Source organism: Rhizobium leguminosarum (assembly GCF_019798305.1).
Lineage (GTDB): Bacteria > Pseudomonadota > Alphaproteobacteria > Rhizobiales > Rhizobiaceae > Rhizobium > Rhizobium leguminosarum_U.
This window is the reverse complement of sequence record NZ_JAAXDD010000002.1, coordinates 195,924-214,094: the sequence shown is the minus strand read 5'-3', so window position 1 is coordinate 214,094 and position 18,171 is coordinate 195,924. Positions and strand designations below refer to the sequence as shown.

Here is an 18,171-nt window from a genome sequence, read left to right as displayed (position 1 = left end):
CGCGCCGGCTTTATCCATCCCGCATAGGCGATCCACCCAGGATCGCATCGATCCTATTGTGGACGGCGATGCCGGGACATTCAATCCCTACCAGGCGGTACGGGCGGTGCCGAGCGCGGTCGTATGAGAGGATGAGACCTGGGCGACGTGCGCCTTAAGCGACACGACGCAGTTTCCCGGAACGCTGAGATTGTGCGACGTCAAGTGTTTCAGCAATGTCTCGGCGTCACGCTTTTCGGTCAGCGGAAATGTCACAGTCATGCGAGTTCTCCAACGAATAAACTGAGCATCCGCACAAATTAATGTCTAAATTCTTTTGCGCTGCAACAAGAAAATTTTAACGATAAAATTAAAATCGATTAGCTTTCGGAGGGGGTATTTAAAAACCGTTTGAAATTGGATTCGGGGCTTCTGCATGGATGCCTTGACTGCTTCGGCCAGCCGCGAGGGGAGATGCCGTCAACGTGGGCATTGACCTATCCGTTAAGATCCGAACGGGCTCGTTTCGTCCGGTTTCCGTCGGTCGAAGTTGCCGGGGAAGGCGTTTTGGAGCGCCATGAGCGTTAAGTACGCTGGCTGACGTAAGATCGGCGGTCATCTGCCGTTGCGGGCCGCCCAGCTCCTGAGCCGTAATCCGTTGAGCCTGATGAAGCCTTCCGCGTCGTGATGATCGAAGGCGATGGCGCTTTCTTCAAAGGTGACGAGGTCAGCGGAGTAGAGTGAGCAGGGGGAGGCGCGGGAGATGACCGAGGCGCTTCCCTTGTAGAGCCTGAGCGTCACTTCGCCGCTGACGAAAGCCTGGCTGTGGTCGATCAGCGCTTGCAGCATTTCCCGCTCGGGAGCGAACCAGAAGCCGTTGTAGATCAGCTCGGCGCAGCGGGGCATGATCCCTATCCGAGAGAAGAGGCGCTCCGGCTCCTTGCCAGCCAGACGAGGCCAGTGACCAGGAGCAGGATCATCACGGCATGGGTGATGTAATCGAGCGTGGTTTGCGGGCCGACGCCGACGGCGATGGTGAAGGCGCCGATGAGAGTGCCGAGGAGGGCGAAGGACTGGGCAAAGATCGCAGCCGTTCGGCTCCACGATCGGTCAAGGCCGAGCGAGATCAGGCCGAGAAGGAGGACAGCTGATATCACCGCTTCGGCAATCATCGCCTGCCGGTGTTCGTGGCCTTCGAGGACGAACCCGGCATGGGTGAGCGAGGCAATGGCATAAAGACAGGTTTCGATCAGGAAGAGGATCGCGACGGCTGAACGCATGGCATGGCTCCTTGGCAAGGTGGACGCCCAATGGGCCTTCCGGGGGAAATCGCCAATAAGGTTTGATCGATACGATAATTTGAGTAATAAAACTATTTTTCAAGTGTGTTGCGGGGATATTTGATGCCTTCTGCCTCCGACCGCCATGCCAAAGCCGCCGCCTCGGCGTGGCGGATGATGTTCGATCTCTTGATGAAATCGGCGCCGGAGCGGCTGGAAAGCCTTCAGGCGAGGGGGCTGACGCCAAACGATTCCAGGGCTCTGTTCACCTTGCACGGCGAGGGAGAGCCGATCAGCGCGCTCGCCCGTCAATGGGGATGCGACGCCTCGACTGCGACGTGGCTCGTCGATCGGCTGGAGCGAGTGGGCCTTGCCGAACGCGTGACGCCGGAATACGACCGCCGCGTCAAGCTGGTACAACTGACCGGGAAGGGCGCAGCCACCAAGGATGAGCTTTTGGCGGAGCACTATCGCCCGCCGGTGGAACTCCGGCACCTTTCGGCCGGAGAGCTCGAAGAACTGGCCAGGCTGCTTGCCAAGACCGAAGGCGGGCACTGACGGGCGAGGGATCGTATCGTCGTCGCGGAGGCTAGATCATTCCTGGTTCTCCGTTGCACGGAGGTGGTCTAACTTTTTGTTTTTGCGCAATTGCCGACGCGCTGTGTCAGACGATTCCGTATTCTTTCAAGAGCGCCTGCTCATCGCCGGAAACCCAACCAAATATCTTCGGCTCTCCATTCAGCTTCTGAACGAGATAATGGACATCGAAATCTATCGAGATATCCGGCTCATCCCGTCGAGAGTAGATCCCCGTCCAGGCAATGTGAGCCACGCAATGACACTCATCGATCGGGGAGAGCCGGAGATCGCGTATCCGCATTTCTTTCGTTCCTGTCGCTCGGTACTGCTCATAGCCCTGCTCCATGAGCCGTCCGAGTTGATCGTCGTTTTTTCCGGCCATGACCCCGGCGGGCGAGGCTGCGATGAACGCGGAAGCGTAGAACGACGCGCTCGCATCCAAGTCCACATCACCATTCAGCGCGCGATTGAAGAACCGCTGATATCGCGCGAACAGGTTCCTGACCGCAGTCTCCATCGATCACCCTCAATTTCAAGGGGGCATCCCGGGTAGCAGTATGCTTGTGGGTGGTGCAATTGCCAATGCCGGCCAAGAGTTCAATGGGACTAAAGCGCGCCGCGCTTTAGTCTCTCTGTGATGCATATCGCCATCCCAAAACCGCCGCACACTTTGGGCGACATGCATTAGCCGGCATAGGCTGTCAGGGATGTCGATCCGAAGAGCGGCCTGACCTTCGACTCTGCTACCTTCGCCGTCGAATCCGCAGTACAGGGAGAAGGCGTGGTTTTGGGGCGCACGATGCTCGTCGCCGCCGACCTTGCCGCGGGCCGACTGGTCAGGCCTTTCAGACAGGCGCTCACATCCGCGTCGCAGTACTTCGTGGTGTATCCGCCGCGCGCGATCCACCAACGCAAGGTGAAGGCATTTCGTGATTGGCTCCTTGCCGAAATCAGTCATTCTTGAGATCTAGGGTGCCACAGCGCCTCGGCCGAATGGAGTCCGCGATGAAAAGGATAAAGCTTGACCAGCTGTTTGGCCGCGAAGCGTTTGGCGATGATCCTGCCAATTATCACCGCGCGCGACCGGCTTATCCGCAAGCGACCTGGGCGGCCCTGCGCGAGCGCGCCGGTCTCAGGGCCGGCATCGATATATTGGAGATCGGCGCCGGTTCGGGGCTGGCGACGATGGCGCTGCTCGGTCACCGGCCGCGCAGCCTCGTTGCCGTCGAGCCCGATGGCCGGCTTGCGGATTACCTTCGCACCTCGATCGACGATCCCTGTCTCGATATCGTGGAGGCTCCTTTCGAGACCGCCGATCTCAAGCCGGCCTCCTTCGATCTGGTCGCTGCCGCGACGATGTTTCACTGGCTTGATCCGAAAGCTTCGCTGAAGAAGATCCATGGTCTGCTTCGGCCGGGCGGAGCCGTCGCCCTGTGGTGGAACGTCTTCGGCGATGCAGGCCGGCCGGATGCCTTCCACGACGAAACGGTGCATCTGTTCGCGAGTCATCCGTCGAGCCTGTCGAGCGGCGATGCGGAGCGATTGCCTCACGGGCTGGACACTGGCGCCCGTGTCGCGGAACTGGCCGCCACCGGCTTCATTGCCGACGAGCCGCAATTTCTTTGGTGGACGCTGACGCTCGATCCGGCAGCCGTCCGCAGGCTCTACGCAACCTATTCCAACGTGACCACACTGCCGCCGGCCGAGCGCAGCGCGCTGCTCGATGCTCTGGAAGCCATTGCCGCATCCCGATTTGGCGGACGCGTTGAACGCAACATGACGACGGCGATCTATATCGCACGGCGACGCTCCTTAGAGGCAGACCATTAGTCGACCTGGATATGAATATGGTCGTCGTGGCGGGCAGCGCGGCAGCCTTGAAAGCGGATATGGCTGTCGGTGATGCCGAGCGCGTTCTTCAGATGCGGCTCGATGAAGATCTTCTGCAGGCCGAAGCGCGTCACGCCTTCACTCGTCAACCAGCCGATTGCGGCCGATGTGCGCTGCTCCTCGATCCGATAGGCCGGAAAGAGAGGCTGCAGCGCATCGAAGTTCCAGCGGGTGGTGAGCCAGTCGTTGCGCCCTTCGCATGGCAGTTCATCGCCGAGGGCGGGTTGCTCAAAGGCGAAATAGCCGATGGGGGAGCGGGTGGCGCCATTCAGGAAGGTGCCGTCCGCATCCTTGTAATAATAGGCGAAGTCGAGCTTCTTCCCATCGGCATGCGACAGATGAGGCAGCAGCGGGAAGCCGTTCACGAAGGGGAAATTCGCATCCAGCGCGACGGTGACGGTTCCGGGGAATTCCCTCTCCATGTGGGCGGCAAGCGCCTTTGCCAGATCGCGCAGCTCTGGTGCGACGTAGTTGCGGTTCAGCAGGCAGTAGATCGGGGAGCGGACTACGAGCCGGTCTGTCACGCCGGCGACGCAGGAGAGGGGAACTCGTCCGAAGATCGGCGCCGCAAGGCTCGCGGCAAAGGTGGCGCTGGTATAACAAAGCAGGAAGATCGCAAGCTTTGCCAGAAACTGCCGCAAGCCCCAGGCGTGGGAGGCGGCCAGCGCCACAAGATAGGCGATGCCGCCGATCTGCGTCAGCAGCGTCAGGATGAGGGCGATCAGGAGGTGAAGGGTAAAACGGAACACGGGAAGGCCTTGGAAGTGCTGCCATTCCCATAGGCGAGGCGATGGTGGCGCGCAAGGCGGATGGCGGGATGCGCGGCTCATTTGCGCGTCCCCTGGAGTGCTTTGAATTGACAGGATCAAATCATCTGACTAAAGTCAGACAATATGACCTACGATCCTGTCTCTCGTGTCCGACGCTTCAACCGTGCCGTCACCTCCGAAGTCGGCGCTCTCGATACGTCTTTCCTCGGACGCGGCCGTCCGCTGGGCGCTGCCCGTGTCCTCAATTCGATCGGCCGGGGGCAATCGGATGTTGCGGTGATCCGCGATTATCTCGGTCTCGACTCCGGCTTGATGAGCCGTCTGCTGCGCAGTCTGGAAGAGGAAGGTCTCATCGAGACGGTGCCGAACCCTCAGGACGCGCGCCGCCGCGTTGCGCGATTGGCGGAAGCCGGCCATTGCGAGTTTCAGGCCTATGAAGCGCTTTCCAACGCGCAGGCGAAATCGTTTCTGGCGCGCCATCGCCGCCCGGACGAACTGTTGCGCGCCATGGATATCGTCGCTTCTTCGCTGAGGCGTGAGCAGATCGTGCTCGAGGAGAAAGACCCGCGGCACGAGGACGCCAGCTATTGTCTGCGCGAATACTATGGCGAACTTGCACGCCGCTTCGAGAAGGGTTTCGATGTATCGCTTTCTCGCGATCCCGATGCCAAGGATATGATCCGCCCGCGCGGTGCGTTCCTGGTGGCCATGTCGGATGGCCTGCCGATCGGCTGTGTCGGGCTGAAGGGCAATGGCGGCGAGGTCGCGGAGATCAAAAGGCTCTGGGTCGCCCCGTCTGCGCGTTGCCTTGGGCTCGCAACGCGCCTTATGACGGCCGCCGAGAACATCGCCCGCGAGTTATCCATCAAGCTCCTGCGTCTGGACACGAATAGCGCGCTGTCCGAGGCAACACAGCTTTATCGCGGAACCGGCTGGAGTGAGATCGAGCGTTTCAATGACGACCCATACCCGGACACGTTCTTTGAAAAACGCCTCTAAGTGAAGGTCGCTTTGAGGTGCCCACCTCTTCTCCGTCATTCCCTTCCTCGGGCTTTGCCCGAGGGACGTCACAGGAATCCAGTGCGCCCAAGTCCTTGGACGCGAGAGAGTTTGTTGCTAGGATGAGAGTCATTCACGGCGCCGACGCGCCGTGGCTGGATTCCTGTGACAGGCACAGGAATGAGGGAGGGCGAGGCGCCGCCGCTGCCCGGCCCTTCGCAGGCTCCGGGCGTTCGGCCCTGCGATCGATACACTGGATCGATCACTCCTGCTTCGCAGGACCGGGCCTCACCCCTGAGAATCAGGCGGCAAAGCGCTCCGCTATCGGGCGGCGGCGCAAGTTCGGCTGCGTTACCGCAGGCGGGTTATAGGCCGCCTCCAACGGGCCGGTGTCGGTGCCCGGCGGGACGATCGCGTCGATCCGGTCGAGGATTTCGTCCGTCAAACTCACCCCCGCGCCGGCAAGCAGATCGTCGAAGTGCTCCATCGTGCGCGGGCCGATGATTGCCGAGGTGACGGCGGGATGGGCGATGGCGAAGGCCATCGCCATGTGGGCCAGCGAAAGCCCTGCCTGCTGGGCAAGTGGGATGAGCCGTTCGACTGCGTCCAGCCGGCGCTCGTCGTTCATCTGCCTGGGGAAGCGTTTGGCGCGGGCGCTGTCGGGCTGCGGCGCGCCCTTGCGGTATTTGCCGGTGAGCATGCCCATCGCCAGCGGGCTCCATACCATCGCGCCCATTCCGTAACGCTCGCAGGCGGGCAGAACCTCGCGTTCGATACTGCGGTTGAGGATCGAATAGGGCGGCTGCTCGGCGCGGAAACGTGCCAGGCCGCGGCGCTCGGAAACCCATTGCGCCTCGATAATTTCCGAGATGGGGAAGGTCGACGATCCCACGGCACGCACCTTGCCTGCCTGTATCAGGTCGGTGAGGGCCGATAGTGTCTCCTCGATGTCGGTATCGGGTGCCGGCCGGTGGATCAGGTAGAGATCGATATGGTCGGTCTGCAGGCGGCGGAGCGAATCCTCGACCGCCCGCGTCAACCAGCGGCGCGAATTGCCCTGCCGGTTCGGGTCGTCGCCCATCGGCAGATGTGCCTTGGTGGCAAGCACGACGTCGTCGCGCCGGCCCTTGAGCGCCTTGCCGACGATCTCCTCGGATTCGCCGCGGCTGTAGATATCGGCGGTGTCGATGAAGTTGATGCCGGCATCGAGAGCCTTGTGGATGATTCGGATCGAATCCTCGTGGTCGGGATTGCCGGCAGCGCCAAACATCATCGCGCCGAGGCAATAGGGGCTGACCTTGATTCCGGTTCTTCCAAACGTGCGATATTGCATGGTCTGTTCCTTTTATTGTGGAGGCGGACTTCGTGCGCATCGATGTGGCCAACACCGTCGCGCTATGTTAACTTGCATAAACGGAACCTTATTCCGTTTATATACGGAACAATGTTCCGTTTTGCAAGTGAGTGAATAATGAGCGACGCGAGAAAAGCGCAGGAAGACGGCTTGAAGCCCGGGGAAAGGGCGGACAGGCGCGTGCGCGCCGACGCCAAGCGCAATCTCGACGGGCTGCTTCAGGCGGCATTGACGGTGTTTGCGACCTCCGGCGTCGACGCCCCGGTGCGTGAGATCGCGGAGAAGGCCGGTGTCGGCATCGGCACCGTTTACCGGCATTTTCCCGAGCGTTCCGACCTCGTCGTCGCCGTCTTCCGCCGCGAAATCGATGCCTGCGCCGACGCCGCGCCGATCCTTGCCGCCGAACATGCGCCGGGCGAAGCGCTGGCCAGATGGATGCAGCGTTTCGTGGATTTCATCGCGGCCAAGCGCGGGCTTGCGGCGGCCCTGCACTCCGGCAACCCAGCCTTCGATGCCTTGCCCGCCTACTTCCAGCAACGGCTGCAGCCGGCCCTTCGCTCGCTTCTCGACGCCGCCGCTGCCGCCGGCGAGGTCCGCACCGATATCGCCGCCGAGGATCTTTTGAATGCGGCCGCAAGCCTCAGCATGCATGCCTACGCCCAAGGGCCCGAACAAGCCCGGCGTATGGTTTCCTTGCTGGTCGACGGGCTACGCTACGGCGCTGTACAGCGGTAACGCTCCGACAATAGAACGCGCCGTTGCCCGATCGGCACGCGCGCGGCCGGGCAACGGCTTGGCGTCATCAGGTCCGCATCGACAGCTCGATATCCTCTTCGAATGGCATTGAGAGGTAGCCGGCTGCAGGCGAGCGCACGCGGGCGAGGTAACTCCCAAAACTTACAGCCCCTGGCAGGCATGTTGCTCTCCTCCATCTGATTGCGGACCGAAACTAGTTGCGTTGACGCATAAGTGATCCTATATTGCAACCAGTTTTAAGGAGAGAATTCGTGGATATTGAACTGCGGTCGGGTTGCCCGATCAACCTGACGATGGAAGTGCTGGGCGATCGGTGGAGCCTCATCATCATCAGGGACATCATGTTCGGCAACCGCCGCCATTTCCGCGATCTTCTGACCCATTCGGAGGAGGGGATTGCCTCCAACATTCTGGCCGCCAGGCTGAAGCGTCTGCTCTCGCTCGGATTCATCAGCAAGCGGGACGACCCGAGCCACAGTCAGAAAGCGATCTACAGCCTGGCGGAGCCGGCGATCCAGCTGGTGCCCGTCTTCGCCATGATCGGTGCGTGGGGGCGGCGACATATGCCTGTGAGCGAGGAGCTGAGCATTCGCGCGCAGCTTCTCGAAGAAGGCGGGCCGCCGCTGTGGGAGGAATTCATGGAGGATCTCCGGCAGATCCACATCATCGATCCAATCGGCGGCGCCAATGGTACATGCACTTCGCCGGTACTGGCCAAGCTGACGGCGGCGTTCCTCGATGTCCGCGCGAGATCGCTGTCGCAGGCATCCTGATAACGAGGGAGGTCGGCCCGCCCGATCAGCCGCCGGCGCCCTGGTACTTGCCGGTGGCATACCGCCAGTGGGCGATTGCTATCAACATCCAGATCGGGCCGGCAAGGAGAGCCACGGGCCCGGCCCAATCCCCGAGGATCGGGATGGGTTTGCCAAGCAGAGCGCCGACGGGGACCGAGCTGGTGAGGGCCAACGGGACCGCGGTGATGAGGATGGTCTGGATGCCGCCCGGAAAAATATTGAGCGGGTAGCGCGTCAATTCCCAAAAGCCGAAGAAGATCGAGAACAGATGGTTGGACCGCACCCAGATCAATGCCGTGGCGCCGATCATGGTGATGAGCGCACCCGTCAGCAGCGTTGCGCTAATAAGCGCAGCAATGAAGAATGACGCGGAGCAGGCCGACCAGGCGAACTCGACGGACAGAACGGCCCAAGCCATCAGCGCCACTGCGAGGATGATGTGGCCGGCATAGCCGATATTAAGGCCGGAAAAGACCAGATAGGCCCAGGGGCTGAAAGGCTTGACCAACAGCGTGTCGTAAGTGCCAAGCCGCACCAGTTCTTCGAGTTCGCGCAACTGCACGAAGCTCATCGCAGCGCCGAGCGAATAAGCCAGCAGCTGGAAGCTGAACAGCAGCGCAAGCTCCGGCCAGGTCCAGCCGCCAAGCGTATCGAAGCGGGCGACCAGGATGCCGATGGTGGCGAAGACGCTGCCATAGGAAAGGATCTGCGCAAGACGATCGAGCCAGAAAGCGCCGCGATATTCCATCTGGGAGCGGACATGCATCCGGACCAGCAGCTGCAGGACGCGCAGGTGACGCATGAGCATGATCAACCTCCCTGCACGGTGATGCGGCCGGAGGCGCAGCGCCACAGCCAAAGGACGCCAGTAAGGAATAACGCGGCCCAGGCAAGGCCCAGGCCGAGATGGAGCCAGACTTCGGCGGTGGAAAGCCTGCCGAGATAGACGGCATTGGGGTAATAGACCACCCAGGCAAAGGGCAGGTGACGGGCAATCGTGGCGAGAGGTTCGGGGAAGAACCAGAAGGGCACCAGCAGGCCGGAGAACAATTGCAACAGGGCGCCCAGGATCCAGTCCAGCGAGAAGCTCGTCATCAGCCAGAAGGCGACGAGGCCGAAGAGCGCCGACATCAGGAACAGCAGCGTAAAGGACAGCGCCCAGAAGGCGATGAACATCAGGCCATCGAACAGGCTTGCCGGCGGCAGCATGCCGTAAAACAACGCGGTAAAGGCGATGGTCGGAATGACCTGGGTCATCAGGCGATAACCGAAGCTGCCGCATTCGTTGGCGAAGAGATAGAGCGGATAGGACAAGGGCTTGAGCAGCCAGACCGCGATATCGCCTGTCTTGAGCGACCGGCCGATCTCGCCGATGATCCTTTCAGGGCGGGTTGCACCCATCACCGCGCCGCCGAGCAGCGCATAGGTCACCATCTGCTGCAGGGAGACGCCGTCGACCACGATGCCGCCGATGCCGGCATAGGCCGCCTGCCAGATGGCGACGCGCGCAAAGACCTGCACGAGTTTGCCGAAGATATTGGCCCATACTTCGTTGCGGTAGGCGAGCTGCGAATGGAAGGAACTGCGCGCGAAGGCGAAATAGGCGCTCATGATGCCAGAGCCTTGGCATTGCGCCGCTGGTAGAAGGTGCGGATGACCTCTTCGATGTCGGGCTCGTGCAGCGCCACATCCTTGAGGCCGCGCCCGCTGCCGACCTCCGACAGGATTGCGACCAGTGATACGTCTTCACGCTCGATGAGATAGTTCTTGCGCAGGCCCTCGTCGCTGACGAGAGCCGCGGTGCGCAATGGCAGCGGTCCAGGGTCGTTGGCAAATTCGAGTGTCAGCCGCCGAGCCGAGCCCAATGCCGCGCGCAGGCTTTTCAACTCACCGTCGAAGATGAGCCTGCTATGATCGACCATGATCAGCCGCGGGCAGATGGTCTCGATGTCCTGCAGGTCATGGGTGGTGAGGATGATGGTGACGCCGCGCTCGCGGTTGATCTCGGCGAGAAAACGCCGCACGGCATCCTTGGCGACCACATCAAGCCCGATGGTCGGTTCGTCCAGAAAGAGGATCTTGGGATCGTGCAGCAGCGACATCACGATCTCGGCGCGCATGCGCTGACCCAGGCTGAGCTGGCGCACCGCGCGGTCGAGAAAGGGCGTCAAATCAAGCAACTCGCTGAAGCGCCGGAGATTATCCGCATAGCGGGCAACGGAGATATCATAGATGCGCTGGTGCAAGGTAAAACTGTCGACCAGCGGCAGGTCCCACCACAGCTGGCTGCGCTGGCCGAAAACGACGCCGATCTCGCGCGCATTGTCCATTCGCTTCAGATGCGGTGTCCGGCCGAGCACCGAGAGCGTGCCGGCGCTCGGCACCAGGATGCCGGTCATCATCTTGATCATCGTCGATTTGCCGGCGCCGTTGGGGCCGAGATAGCCCACGGCTTCGCCCGCCGCGATGTCGAAACCAATGTCGGAAACGGCCAGAACTTCCGTATATTCGTTGGTCACCAACGTCTTCAGCGCGCCCAGGATGCCCGGAAATCGCTTGTGCTGCCGGAAGCGTTTGCTGACGCCCCGCGCCTCGATCAAAGCCGTCATGTGTATTCCTCGAGGGTAATTCCAGCCGATTCGGCAGCAGCATCCAGGCTAACGCGGGGCTTGGCCAGTTCAAGCAAAAGTCGCTTTTTTGGCACAACTCAATCGCACCGAGCCTAGCCTTTTGCGTTGACAGCCATGATCAATCGATTTGTTAGGGTCATGAAGATTCTCGCAATATCCGGCAGCGCTCGGCTCAATTCCACCAACACGGCTATGCTGCGGGCGATCCGTGCCATAGCGCCTAGCGATATCGAGGTTTCGATCTTCGACGGCGTCGGGCGGTTGCCGGTATTCTCGCCGGATCTCGAGGGAGAATGGCTACCGGAGTCGGTGCGGGATTTCATCGATGTGATCGCTCAGAGCGACGGGATGATCATTACCAGCCCGGAATATGTCCGATCCATCCCCGGCGGCCTCAAGAATGCGATCGACTGGCTCGTATCGGGAGATGAGATCGTCCATAAGCCGATCGCCCTTCTGCACGCATCGCATCGAGGTGATGATATGCTGGCGGGCCTTCGCACTATCCTTGCGACCATCACCGACCGGTTCGCGGGCGATATTTTCCTCAGGCTTCCTCTCATGAAACTGGAGCCGGCCGAGGTGTTCAAGGCGGTCGAGGCAGCGGAGAACCGTTCCAGGGTCCAGGCCTATCTCCAGGCATTCTCGGCCTATTGCATGGCAGACAGCAAAATCGCCTGAGGTCCGCTCGCAGCATCATCGCACATCTATCAGGAGGCCGTTCTCGAACGTCGTCTTTTCGTGAAGCGTGTGCAGAATGACGAGCGGGGCTGCGAGCAGCGCGGCGAGGATGAAGGCGGAGAGGAAGTGTCTCGTCAGAAGACGGAGGATAGGTCGGATCATCTTGATCTCCAGCTGCCGCGAATATTCTTTGTGCTGGACCTCAACAATTGCGGCAGCATGACCGGCTGCCTTGCAAGCTCCGCAATGCTGCCGCAACCCTTGTGGCGGACAGAGGGGAGTGCGAGACAATGGACAAGCGATGCGGATACTGCTGATAGAGGATGAGAGGGAGCTGGCCGAGGCGCTGTCGGCCGCTCTCGGCAAACATGGGATCGTCACCGACCACACGGTGATTCTGGCCGACGCCGTCGAGCTGACGCGGCAGAACCTCTACGACGCGATCCTGCTCGACCGGCGCCTGCCCGACGGAGAGGGGCTGAGCTTCATTCCCGAGCTCAGGCTAACGGGGAAGGATACGCCGATCATCGTGATGACGGCGCTGAACGAACCGAAGGAGCGGATCGAGGGCCTCGACCTCGGGGCGGACGATTATCTCGGCAAGCCGTTCCTGGTCGAGGAGCTGATGGCGCGGCTCAGGGCCGTGCTGCGGCGATCGCCTGAACTGGCCGAACTCAAGATCACGGCCGGGCGGATGGTGATCGACCCGCTGCATCTGAGCGTCACCGTCGATGCTGTGCCGCTCGATCTGCCCCGGCGCGAACTTCTGGTGCTGGCAGCCCTTGCCAGGCGCATAGAGAAGACCGTGCTGCGCTCGACGCTGGAGGCGGCGGTTTATAACTACGAGGAGGAAATCCAGTCGAATGCGCTCGACGCGCATATTTCGCGGCTGCGCAAGCGGCTGATCGATGCAGGCGCCGGCGTCGCGATCCATAATATCCGTGGCGTCGGCTATCTCATGAAGGAGGAGTGATGCGCGCGGCGACCAAGTCGAACCTTTCACTCTGGTGGACGCTCAGCTGGCAGCTCAGTATCGTTTTCGTGGCTGTTGTTGCGACTGTGATCATCGGGCTTTGCATTTACGCCACCAGCATCCTCTCGCCCAATGAAGGAATGCAGGCTCAGCTGACTGCGGCCCTCGAAGAAGCTCTTATGCGTGACTCGCAGGGCAGGATCGCCATAGCTGATGGCCCGCGTCTCAGGTCTTTGAAGGCGGAGAACAACAGGCTCTGGTTTTTCGTCGCAACACCAAGTGGTGAAACGGCCTCCTACGGCGTAATACCGGCGCCCTATGCGGACCTAGCCCGGTACGTCTACCTCATCAAAGACGCCGACATACGAGGGGCGTCTGGTACGACCGAGGTCGCCTCCATCGACCGTGTCGACACGGCAGAAGGCGAGTACAGAGTGATGTACGGCGGAAACGCCAGCAGAAGCTCCGCATTTCTGGCAATACTCGGCAAAACCTACCTCATTTACACACCACTTTTGGCCATCGCTTTGCCCGGGGTTTTTCTAACGATCCCCCGCGTCGTGGCGCGCGCTTTGGCCGGCGTGAAGGATATTGCGAGCAAGGCATCGGAAATCGAACCCCGCCGGCAAGGAGCCCGATTGCCGGTGGATGGTATTCCCGCGGAAATCGCACCATTGGTGATTGCTTTTAACGGAACGCTTGAGCGGCTTGAGAACGAGTTTAAGAAACGTCAGCGCTTCCTGCTCGACGCGGCGCATGAGCTCCGGACCCCGATCGCCATCATGCAGACGCGGATCGACGGCATGCCCGACGGGCGCGAGCGGCAGCGGCTGCTCGATGACGTGGCGCGGCTTGGGCAGGCGGCCGAGCAACTGCTCGATTTCGAGCGCAACGATCAGGCGGCTGACCTCGACGAACCGGTCGATCTCGTCGAGATCGCCCGAATGACGGTTGCCGATCTCGCGCCGCTGGCGATTGTCGCCGGCTACCAAATTTCGTTTCAAAGCGAGGTCGAGAGGCTCGAACGCAAAGGCAGCCCGTCGGCGCTACCGAGGGCGGTGAGCAACCTCGTGCGCAATGCCATCGACCACGGAGGCAACAGCGGCATGATCGCGGTTTCTGTGTCGGGTTCACCTTCCGGCGGCGAGCGGATCACGGTCACCGACGAAGGGCCGGGCATTCCGACTGAACACCGGGAACTGGTTTTCGAGCCCTTCTATCGCGTCACCCCGAAGAGCAAGGGCGCCGGTCTCGGCCTCAGCCTCGTCAAGCAGATCGTCGCAAATCATGGCGGCGAGGTTAGCATCGAGAGCAGTGCTGCAGGGACGCGGGTGACGATCGAACTCGCATAAAGGTCGGGCCTGCTTGAGCAGTATCCGCCCCCGAGCCTTTCCTGGTTCTGATCAGGAAAGGCTCTGGATCTGTAATGTTGCGGCAATTGTCGACCGCCACTTTCGCCCGAGTTCATCGGCGACGGAGGCCAGACAGCGTGCGCAGCAATCCATTCCTATTTTCCTTCCCTGTGGCGTCGAGAGGCTTGTCCCTTGCTCTGCCGGTGGCGCTCGCCATGGCCGCGGCCGGGTGCAGCTCGGTGCCGCTAAAGGAGGCCGGCACGCTTTCCTCCTACGGCAATCTCGGCGCGCCGAAGGGCAAGCTGTCGAAATCGCGCGTCTATGTCGACGGGCCGCGCCTTAGCCCGGCAAAGACGGTGAGCATCGTGCCGACGACCTTCGCCTTCAGCGCCGCGACCCGCGTCAGATCCGACGCCGACCGTGTGATGGTGGCGAACGCGCTGGACCGGGCGCTCTGCATTTCGCTCAGCGACAAATATCAGCTGGTCTCTGCCGGTCAGCCGGCGGACCTGACAATCCGCTCGGTCGTCACCGACATCGTGCCGACCAACAAGGCGATGGCGGGTGTTTCGACCGTCGTGACCGTCGGCACCGGTTTCGTACTGCCCGTCAGCGTGCCGCGGCTGCCGGCCGGCCTTGGCGGACTGGCGGTCGAGGCGGAGGCCGTCGACAGCGGTGGCGTGCAGCGGGCTGCAATCGTCTGGTCGCGCGGGGCAAACTCGCTGCAGAATAACCCCCGCGTTTCCGAAGTCGGCGATGCCTATAGCCTGGCTTCTAAATTCAGCAGCGAGTTTTCCCGCATGCTGATCAAAGGCAAGGAGCCGAAGGGATTGGATATCTCGCTGCCCTCAGGGCAGCGGATGAAATCCTGGCTCGGCGGCAAACCGAAATACGCCGCCTGCGACGCCTTCGGCCGGCCGCCCGGACTGATGGGGGCCGTGGCCGCCAAATACGGCGCGCCGCCGCAGTGGACCGAGAAGAAGCCAAAACCAGCGGCGACCTATTAGGAGGTGATGCGCGGCGACGCCGACAGCTGCCGCGCGACCAGCACTCAGCCTCGCCCCAGGCTGACGGGACGGACGGAGCAAAGGCAGGCAAGGCTTTGCTCCGTCCGTCTTGAAATCCGTCGCGCTTCACGTCAGCCGGCGGTTCCGGGCGTCAGCCAGAAATACAATTTGATCTGATCAGGTCTGTCGGAGGGATGCGGGCCGCGCATGAACAATTCGCCGCCATTGCGTTCGATCACCTGCCGCGAGGCATCGTTGTCCTCGTTGCAGAGGGTGACGAGGCGGTCGAGGCCTTCCTTCGCCGCAACGGTTAGCAAAAGGCTCAGGGCGGCCGTCGCGCGGCCATCGGGTTGTTTCCACGGCACGACGGAGTAGCCTACATGGCCCGGCAGCTCGGGCGGCAGCTCCTCGCTGCCCGCTTGAAAGCGCAGGCTGATGCTGCCGCAGAATTCGCCGTCCCAGATCCAGAACAGACGGGTGGTGAGAGGCGGCGGTCCGGATCCGGCGCGCCGCCTGCCATCAGGAATGAGATCGCCGAGAAACCTTGATCTGTCCTGGCGCAGCCGCTGAAGCTCACCGTGAACATAGGCTTCATCGCCCGCGCGGCGCGGATCGGGAGACCAGCCGGCGGCGAGCGCCGCTTCAAAACCCGACAGGTTTTCCAGATCAGGGGGAAGCAGGACGATGCGGGTGCCGGGCTTTGCTGGATCTCCAGATGTCATTTCGCACCCAGTTTCGTGTCGCCTAGCCGACCAATCTTGGCCGTGCAGACAAGCACGCCCGACCGGCGATTGGAAGCCGTGCAACGGGATTTCTGCCATCAAAAAAAAGCCCCGCATCTTCATGCGAGGCTTGCTCCGATGGACGAGCCGAATTACTGGCACTGGCGGCGCGGGCCGTAATTCGGCTGGTAGGTATTGTCATAGGCGCGGTATGACCGGTAGCGGCTGTAGCAATAGTCGGCGTGCGAACCATAGGCACGTGCGCGCGGCTGCGAAGCGATGATGCCGCCGATAATGGCGCCGGCCGCCAGGCCGCCGATGATGGCGCCGGTGTTGTCATAACGGCGATACCGGCGATCATAGCGCCGATCCCAGCCATAGCGGTCGTCGCGGTAGTAGTCCCGGTCGCGGTAGTAGTCCCGGTCGCGGTAGTAGTCTCGGTTGCGATAGTGGTGGCGGTTGCGATACCAAATGCGATTATTGCCGAACTGACCCGGGCAGTTGGTGAAGTTATTGCAGCCAACGGTCATGACGCGGGCATCGGTGCTTTGAGGCGCCAGCTGCGCCGATTGCACCGGGCTCGGCATGAAGGCCGGGCCTGCCGAGGCCGGCGTTCCGGAGAAGGCCGTCGCTATCGACAGGGCAATGATGGCGATTCTGTTCATTTCACTCACCTTGGGTAAACGAATGTATCAAGGGCATAACGCAGGGGAAGGGGAATGGTTCATTTTGAGAAATTCAGCAACAAGTTCAAATTGAAAGTAGATGGTCAATTAGATCTTTATGGATGGGCTGCATCAATGACCGAGATGTAGCAGCACTCCTGTGCATGTCGGAAGGATTAGCATGCGGCTCTCCAGAATTTTCGGTGTTCTCTGTCTCTCGATGAGCTTGGCGATTGCACCTTTCAACATCATCTTCACCGATTTGTCGCCTGCTTTCGCCAAGGGCGGCAACGGCGGCGGCAATGGTGGTGGCAACGGTGGCGGTGGCGGTGGCGCTGGTGGTGGCGGTGGTGGTGGCCACGGCGGCGGAAACAGCGGCGGAGGTCATGGAGGCGGCAGCAGCAATAGCGGCGGCGGAAAGGGCGGCGCCAGCTCGAGGGGGAAGACAGAAAATGGCCGGACCGGAAGCACGGGCAAGGCCGCCAAGACGAAATCGGCCAAGCAGACTGTCAGTACGAAGGGCACGTCCAAAAAGACGACCATCGCCAAAGCGCCTGCGATAAAACCAGCAAAGAAGCCAGCAGCAGAGCTCGCCGGTCTCAATTCGCTGAAGCGCAACTTCCATGCTCTCATGAAAACGGCCGATCCTCGGATGGCCGCGATTGCCGCGTTCAGCACGGCGTACGCTCAATATGAACTCACAAACGGAGTAGCGCCACCGGCCGACGATCCGCTATTGGGCGATGCCGCCCTGACTGCGGCGCTGGCCGCCGCAACCAAAACAGGCACGGTCACGCCGGAGGCTTTGGGCTGGGCACAGGAGACGCTCGGTGTCGGAACAGCTGTCGGGACGATCGACCAGATGAGAGACGCCTTGGCGGCGGCCGCCCCGACACCGGAAATCCCGGCAGCAGAGACCGAGACAGCGATCGGCGAGACGGCCGACGGGAGCGCGACGACAGACCCGGTCGCGGCTGAGGAAACCTCTGAGCCTGGAATGGAAGGCACAGCGGACACCACTGAAGCCGCCCAAAGTGTTGACGAAACCGAGACCTCTGCCACAAGCACCAAGACGACAACGAGCCCGTAATCCTCCTTGAGGAACCTTCGGGATTTGCCGAATTCATTGCCCCTCCGACGACGGGGCAATGCTGCTTGTCGTTGGCGACATACACTGTGTCACCACTGCCGCCGTGCAACTGCCCGCGGGCTTCAGACCCCGGCTTCGTTGCCGGGCGTTGCGTATGTATGTCGGCCCGCTCGAACTCGCCGCTACGACAGCCTGCTGGCCCTCACCGGACGGCGCAGGTGCCGGCCAGGTCCGTGGCTAAGGCATTGGCGAGCGGACGGGATTGGTGAAAGGTCTTTTGAACATGAAGGCGCGTTATCAGGCTCACCTTCCGCCGGCCAGCAGTCGGAGCTGGCTTTCGTCATGCACACCCTGGCGGTAAAGCTCGATTATGAGGGCGCCAAGACGGTCGGCCTCCTTGCCTGATCTGTCGATCTTTAGCCTACTACAGAGGGCTTCGTGGACACGTCTGCAGACGTGCAGATCTTCGGAGGCGAGCGGTTCGTCACGTGTGCTAAACAGCTTGTCTGACATCGCAATCTGCCCTTTTTGGATGCCGTGAATCGCTTTCGTGGAAAAAAGATAATTTCGCGATCTTTGCTCTGCAAGATGGGCGAAGGTCGGAAATTCAAAAACAATTTTGACCGCGCGGGAAGATACGGGCGCGGTCG

Annotated in this window: 22 protein-coding genes and 3 pseudogenes; 11 read left to right on the top strand and 14 right to left on the bottom strand. The window is 61.4% G+C overall.

The genetic code is table 11. The features are described from left to right. Window positions 1-87 precede the first annotated feature (87 nt). The 3 genes and pseudogenes from HFO99_RS04430 to HFO99_RS04420 all read right to left on the bottom strand — a co-directional run bounded on the left by HFO99_RS04430 (window position 88) and on the right by HFO99_RS04420 (window position 1,259). Complete coding sequence (locus tag HFO99_RS04430) at window positions 88-261, bottom strand: hypothetical protein (protein WP_003540843.1); 174 nt, start codon at window positions 259-261, stop codon at window positions 88-90. Between the two features lie 333 nt (window positions 262-594). Continuing rightward, window positions 595-888: pseudogene (locus HFO99_RS04425) on the bottom strand (argininosuccinate synthase); the annotation flags it as partial. Window positions 889-890: 2 nt separating this feature from the next. After that, window positions 891-1,259 carry a hypothetical protein gene (locus tag HFO99_RS04420; protein WP_222359541.1) on the bottom strand — a complete coding sequence of 123 codons (369 nt, stop codon included), beginning with the start codon at window positions 1,257-1,259 and terminating at the stop codon, window positions 891-893. A gap of 123 nt (window positions 1,260-1,382) precedes the next feature. Here HFO99_RS04420 and HFO99_RS04415 point away from each other — a divergent pair, with 123 nt between their 5' ends. Next, a complete protein-coding gene (locus HFO99_RS04415) occupies window positions 1,383-1,817 on the top strand; it encodes a MarR family winged helix-turn-helix transcriptional regulator (RefSeq protein ID WP_222359539.1) in 435 nt (144 codons plus the stop codon). A 106-nt stretch (window positions 1,818-1,923) separates the two neighbouring features. On the opposite strand, the gene HFO99_RS04410 is transcribed toward HFO99_RS04415, so the two are convergent. Next, entirely contained in the window at window positions 1,924-2,355 is a 432-nt protein-coding gene (locus HFO99_RS04410; protein WP_222359537.1) for a nuclear transport factor 2 family protein, read from the bottom strand. 183 nt (window positions 2,356-2,538) lie between these two features. Here HFO99_RS04410 and HFO99_RS04405 point away from each other — a divergent pair. Further along, window positions 2,539-2,802: pseudogene (locus HFO99_RS04405) on the top strand (LysR substrate-binding domain-containing protein); the annotation flags it as partial. Window positions 2,803-2,831: 29 nt separating this feature from the next. Further along, on the top strand, window positions 2,832-3,668 hold the full coding sequence (locus HFO99_RS04400; protein WP_222359899.1) for a class I SAM-dependent methyltransferase: 837 nt from the start codon (window positions 2,832-2,834) through the stop codon (window positions 3,666-3,668). Here the strand turns inward: HFO99_RS04400 and HFO99_RS04395 are convergent. After that, window positions 3,665-4,558 carry a hypothetical protein gene (locus HFO99_RS04395; protein ID WP_222359535.1) on the bottom strand — a complete coding sequence of 298 codons (894 nt, stop codon included), beginning with the start codon at window positions 4,556-4,558 and terminating at the stop codon, window positions 3,665-3,667. The two genes, HFO99_RS04400 and HFO99_RS04395, sit on opposite strands and share 4 nt — an antisense overlap. A 63-nt stretch (window positions 4,559-4,621) precedes the next feature. On the opposite strand from HFO99_RS04395, the gene HFO99_RS04390 reads away from it, so the two are divergent. Beyond that, on the top strand, window positions 4,622-5,497 hold the full coding sequence (locus tag HFO99_RS04390) for a bifunctional helix-turn-helix transcriptional regulator/GNAT family N-acetyltransferase (RefSeq protein ID WP_222359533.1): 876 nt from the start codon (window positions 4,622-4,624) through the stop codon (window positions 5,495-5,497). A 301-nt stretch (window positions 5,498-5,798) separates the two neighbouring features. On the opposite strand, the gene HFO99_RS04385 is transcribed toward HFO99_RS04390, so the two are convergent. Beyond that, window positions 5,799-6,830, bottom strand: coding sequence for an aldo/keto reductase (locus HFO99_RS04385; RefSeq protein WP_222359531.1), 1,032 nt, complete (start codon window positions 6,828-6,830; stop codon window positions 5,799-5,801). Window positions 6,831-6,968: 138 nt separating this feature from the next. Here HFO99_RS04385 and HFO99_RS04380 point away from each other — a divergent pair, with 138 nt between their 5' ends. Next, window positions 6,969-7,586, top strand: a complete 618-nt coding sequence (locus HFO99_RS04380) for a TetR/AcrR family transcriptional regulator (protein ID WP_222359529.1) — start codon at window positions 6,969-6,971, stop codon at window positions 7,584-7,586. Between the two features lie 67 nt (window positions 7,587-7,653). On the opposite strand, the pseudogene HFO99_RS33285 reads toward HFO99_RS04380, so the two are convergent. Further along, window positions 7,654-7,737 (bottom strand): annotated as a pseudogene (locus tag HFO99_RS33285) (O-methyltransferase); the annotation flags it as partial. Between the two features lie 121 nt (window positions 7,738-7,858). On the opposite strand from HFO99_RS33285, the gene HFO99_RS04375 reads away from it, so the two are divergent. Continuing rightward, window positions 7,859-8,380 carry a winged helix-turn-helix transcriptional regulator gene (locus tag HFO99_RS04375; RefSeq protein WP_222359528.1) on the top strand — a complete coding sequence of 174 codons (522 nt, stop codon included), beginning with the start codon at window positions 7,859-7,861 and terminating at the stop codon, window positions 8,378-8,380. Between the two features lie 25 nt (window positions 8,381-8,405). On the opposite strand, the gene HFO99_RS04370 is transcribed toward HFO99_RS04375, so the two are convergent. The 3 genes from HFO99_RS04370 to HFO99_RS04360 are packed head-to-tail and all read right to left on the bottom strand — an operon-like array spanning window position 8,406 to window position 11,010. Beyond that, a complete protein-coding gene (locus HFO99_RS04370; RefSeq protein ID WP_222359526.1) occupies window positions 8,406-9,209 on the bottom strand; it encodes an ABC transporter permease in 804 nt (267 codons plus the stop codon). A gap of 2 nt (window positions 9,210-9,211) precedes the next feature. After that, window positions 9,212-10,012 carry an ABC transporter permease gene (locus HFO99_RS04365; RefSeq protein ID WP_222359523.1) on the bottom strand — a complete coding sequence of 267 codons (801 nt, stop codon included), beginning with the start codon at window positions 10,010-10,012 and terminating at the stop codon, window positions 9,212-9,214. Next, window positions 10,009-11,010, bottom strand: coding sequence for an ATP-binding cassette domain-containing protein (locus tag HFO99_RS04360; RefSeq protein WP_222359521.1), 1,002 nt, complete (start codon window positions 11,008-11,010; stop codon window positions 10,009-10,011). Before HFO99_RS04360 ends, HFO99_RS04365 begins: the two co-directional genes overlap by 4 nt. 159 nt (window positions 11,011-11,169) lie before the next feature. Between HFO99_RS04360 and HFO99_RS04355 the strand changes: the two genes are divergently transcribed. Beyond that, window positions 11,170-11,712 (top strand): NADPH-dependent FMN reductase, encoded by a 543-nt coding sequence (locus HFO99_RS04355; RefSeq protein ID WP_222359519.1) that lies wholly within the window; start codon window positions 11,170-11,172, stop codon window positions 11,710-11,712. A gap of 15 nt (window positions 11,713-11,727) precedes the next feature. On the opposite strand, the gene HFO99_RS04350 is transcribed toward HFO99_RS04355, so the two are convergent. Further along, window positions 11,728-11,874: a hypothetical protein gene (locus HFO99_RS04350; protein ID WP_196767192.1), complete on the bottom strand. Its 147-nt coding sequence runs from the start codon at window positions 11,872-11,874 to the stop codon at window positions 11,728-11,730. A 139-nt stretch (window positions 11,875-12,013) separates the two neighbouring features. On the opposite strand from HFO99_RS04350, the gene HFO99_RS04345 reads away from it, so the two are divergent. The 3 genes from HFO99_RS04345 to HFO99_RS04335 all read left to right on the top strand — a co-directional run bounded on the left by HFO99_RS04345 (window position 12,014) and on the right by HFO99_RS04335 (window position 15,044). After that, entirely contained in the window at window positions 12,014-12,685 is a 672-nt protein-coding gene (locus HFO99_RS04345) for a response regulator transcription factor (protein WP_222359517.1), read from the top strand. Next, complete coding sequence (locus HFO99_RS04340; RefSeq protein ID WP_222359515.1) at window positions 12,685-14,037, top strand: sensor histidine kinase; 1,353 nt, start codon at window positions 12,685-12,687, stop codon at window positions 14,035-14,037. The genes HFO99_RS04345 and HFO99_RS04340 overlap by 1 nt, the downstream gene beginning before the upstream one ends. A gap of 74 nt (window positions 14,038-14,111) precedes the next feature. After that, on the top strand, window positions 14,112-15,044 hold the full coding sequence (locus tag HFO99_RS04335) for a DUF3313 domain-containing protein (protein WP_261322989.1): 933 nt from the start codon (window positions 14,112-14,114) through the stop codon (window positions 15,042-15,044). Window positions 15,045-15,175: 131 nt separating this feature from the next. On the opposite strand, the gene HFO99_RS04330 is transcribed toward HFO99_RS04335, so the two are convergent. Together HFO99_RS04330 and HFO99_RS04325 are read right to left on the bottom strand one after the other, a co-directional pair. Beyond that, window positions 15,176-15,766: a GNAT family N-acetyltransferase gene (locus tag HFO99_RS04330; RefSeq protein ID WP_222359511.1), complete on the bottom strand. Its 591-nt coding sequence runs from the start codon at window positions 15,764-15,766 to the stop codon at window positions 15,176-15,178. 152 nt (window positions 15,767-15,918) lie between these two features. After that, window positions 15,919-16,431 carry a BA14K family protein gene (locus tag HFO99_RS04325; protein WP_222331722.1) on the bottom strand — a complete coding sequence of 171 codons (513 nt, stop codon included), beginning with the start codon at window positions 16,429-16,431 and terminating at the stop codon, window positions 15,919-15,921. A gap of 181 nt (window positions 16,432-16,612) precedes the next feature. Between HFO99_RS04325 and HFO99_RS04320 the strand changes: the two genes are divergently transcribed. Further along, window positions 16,613-17,521, top strand: coding sequence for a hypothetical protein (locus HFO99_RS04320; RefSeq protein ID WP_222359509.1), 909 nt, complete (start codon window positions 16,613-16,615; stop codon window positions 17,519-17,521). A 303-nt stretch (window positions 17,522-17,824) separates the two neighbouring features. On the opposite strand, the gene HFO99_RS04315 is transcribed toward HFO99_RS04320, so the two are convergent. Further along, window positions 17,825-18,034, bottom strand: a complete 210-nt coding sequence (locus tag HFO99_RS04315; RefSeq protein WP_222249965.1) for a hypothetical protein — start codon at window positions 18,032-18,034, stop codon at window positions 17,825-17,827. Between the last annotated feature and the right edge of the window lie 137 nt (window positions 18,035-18,171).

Bases quoted from the DNA above. Each gene is read 5' to 3' on its own strand.
- HFO99_RS04370 (WP_222359526.1), bottom strand. From the start codon at position 9,209: ATGCTCATGCGTCACCTGCGCGTCCTGCAGCTGCTGGTCCGGATGCAT.
- HFO99_RS04430 (WP_003540843.1), bottom strand. From the start codon at position 261: ATGACTGTGACATTTCCGCTGACCGAAAAGCGTGACGCCGAGACATTG.
- HFO99_RS04320 (WP_222359509.1), top strand. From the start codon at position 16,613: ATGCGGCTCTCCAGAATTTTCGGTGTTCTCTGTCTCTCGATGAGCTTG.
- HFO99_RS04325 (WP_222331722.1), bottom strand. From the start codon at position 16,431: ATGAACAGAATCGCCATCATTGCCCTGTCGATAGCGACGGCCTTCTCC.
- HFO99_RS04345 (WP_222359517.1), top strand. From the start codon at position 12,014: ATGCGGATACTGCTGATAGAGGATGAGAGGGAGCTGGCCGAGGCGCTG.
- HFO99_RS04350 (WP_196767192.1), bottom strand. From the start codon at position 11,874: ATGATCCGACCTATCCTCCGTCTTCTGACGAGACACTTCCTCTCCGCC.
- HFO99_RS04420 (WP_222359541.1), bottom strand. From the start codon at position 1,259: ATGCGTTCAGCCGTCGCGATCCTCTTCCTGATCGAAACCTGTCTTTAT.
- HFO99_RS04315 (WP_222249965.1), bottom strand. From the start codon at position 18,034: ATGTCAGACAAGCTGTTTAGCACACGTGACGAACCGCTCGCCTCCGAA.
- HFO99_RS04400 (WP_222359899.1), top strand. From the start codon at position 2,832: ATGGAGTCCGCGATGAAAAGGATAAAGCTTGACCAGCTGTTTGGCCGC.
- HFO99_RS04340 (WP_222359515.1), top strand. From the start codon at position 12,685: ATGCGCGCGGCGACCAAGTCGAACCTTTCACTCTGGTGGACGCTCAGC.
- HFO99_RS04335 (WP_261322989.1), top strand. From the start codon at position 14,112: ATGTTGCGGCAATTGTCGACCGCCACTTTCGCCCGAGTTCATCGGCGA.
- HFO99_RS04355 (WP_222359519.1), top strand. From the start codon at position 11,170: ATGAAGATTCTCGCAATATCCGGCAGCGCTCGGCTCAATTCCACCAAC.
- HFO99_RS04380 (WP_222359529.1), top strand. From the start codon at position 6,969: ATGAGCGACGCGAGAAAAGCGCAGGAAGACGGCTTGAAGCCCGGGGAA.
- HFO99_RS04395 (WP_222359535.1), bottom strand. From the start codon at position 4,558: ATGAGCCGCGCATCCCGCCATCCGCCTTGCGCGCCACCATCGCCTCGC.
- HFO99_RS04365 (WP_222359523.1), bottom strand. From the start codon at position 10,012: ATGAGCGCCTATTTCGCCTTCGCGCGCAGTTCCTTCCATTCGCAGCTC.
- HFO99_RS04390 (WP_222359533.1), top strand. From the start codon at position 4,622: ATGACCTACGATCCTGTCTCTCGTGTCCGACGCTTCAACCGTGCCGTC.
- HFO99_RS04415 (WP_222359539.1), top strand. From the start codon at position 1,383: ATGCCTTCTGCCTCCGACCGCCATGCCAAAGCCGCCGCCTCGGCGTGG.
- HFO99_RS04410 (WP_222359537.1), bottom strand. From the start codon at position 2,355: ATGGAGACTGCGGTCAGGAACCTGTTCGCGCGATATCAGCGGTTCTTC.
- HFO99_RS04330 (WP_222359511.1), bottom strand. From the start codon at position 15,766: ATGACATCTGGAGATCCAGCAAAGCCCGGCACCCGCATCGTCCTGCTT.
- HFO99_RS04360 (WP_222359521.1), bottom strand. From the start codon at position 11,010: ATGACGGCTTTGATCGAGGCGCGGGGCGTCAGCAAACGCTTCCGGCAG.
- HFO99_RS04385 (WP_222359531.1), bottom strand. From the start codon at position 6,830: ATGCAATATCGCACGTTTGGAAGAACCGGAATCAAGGTCAGCCCCTAT.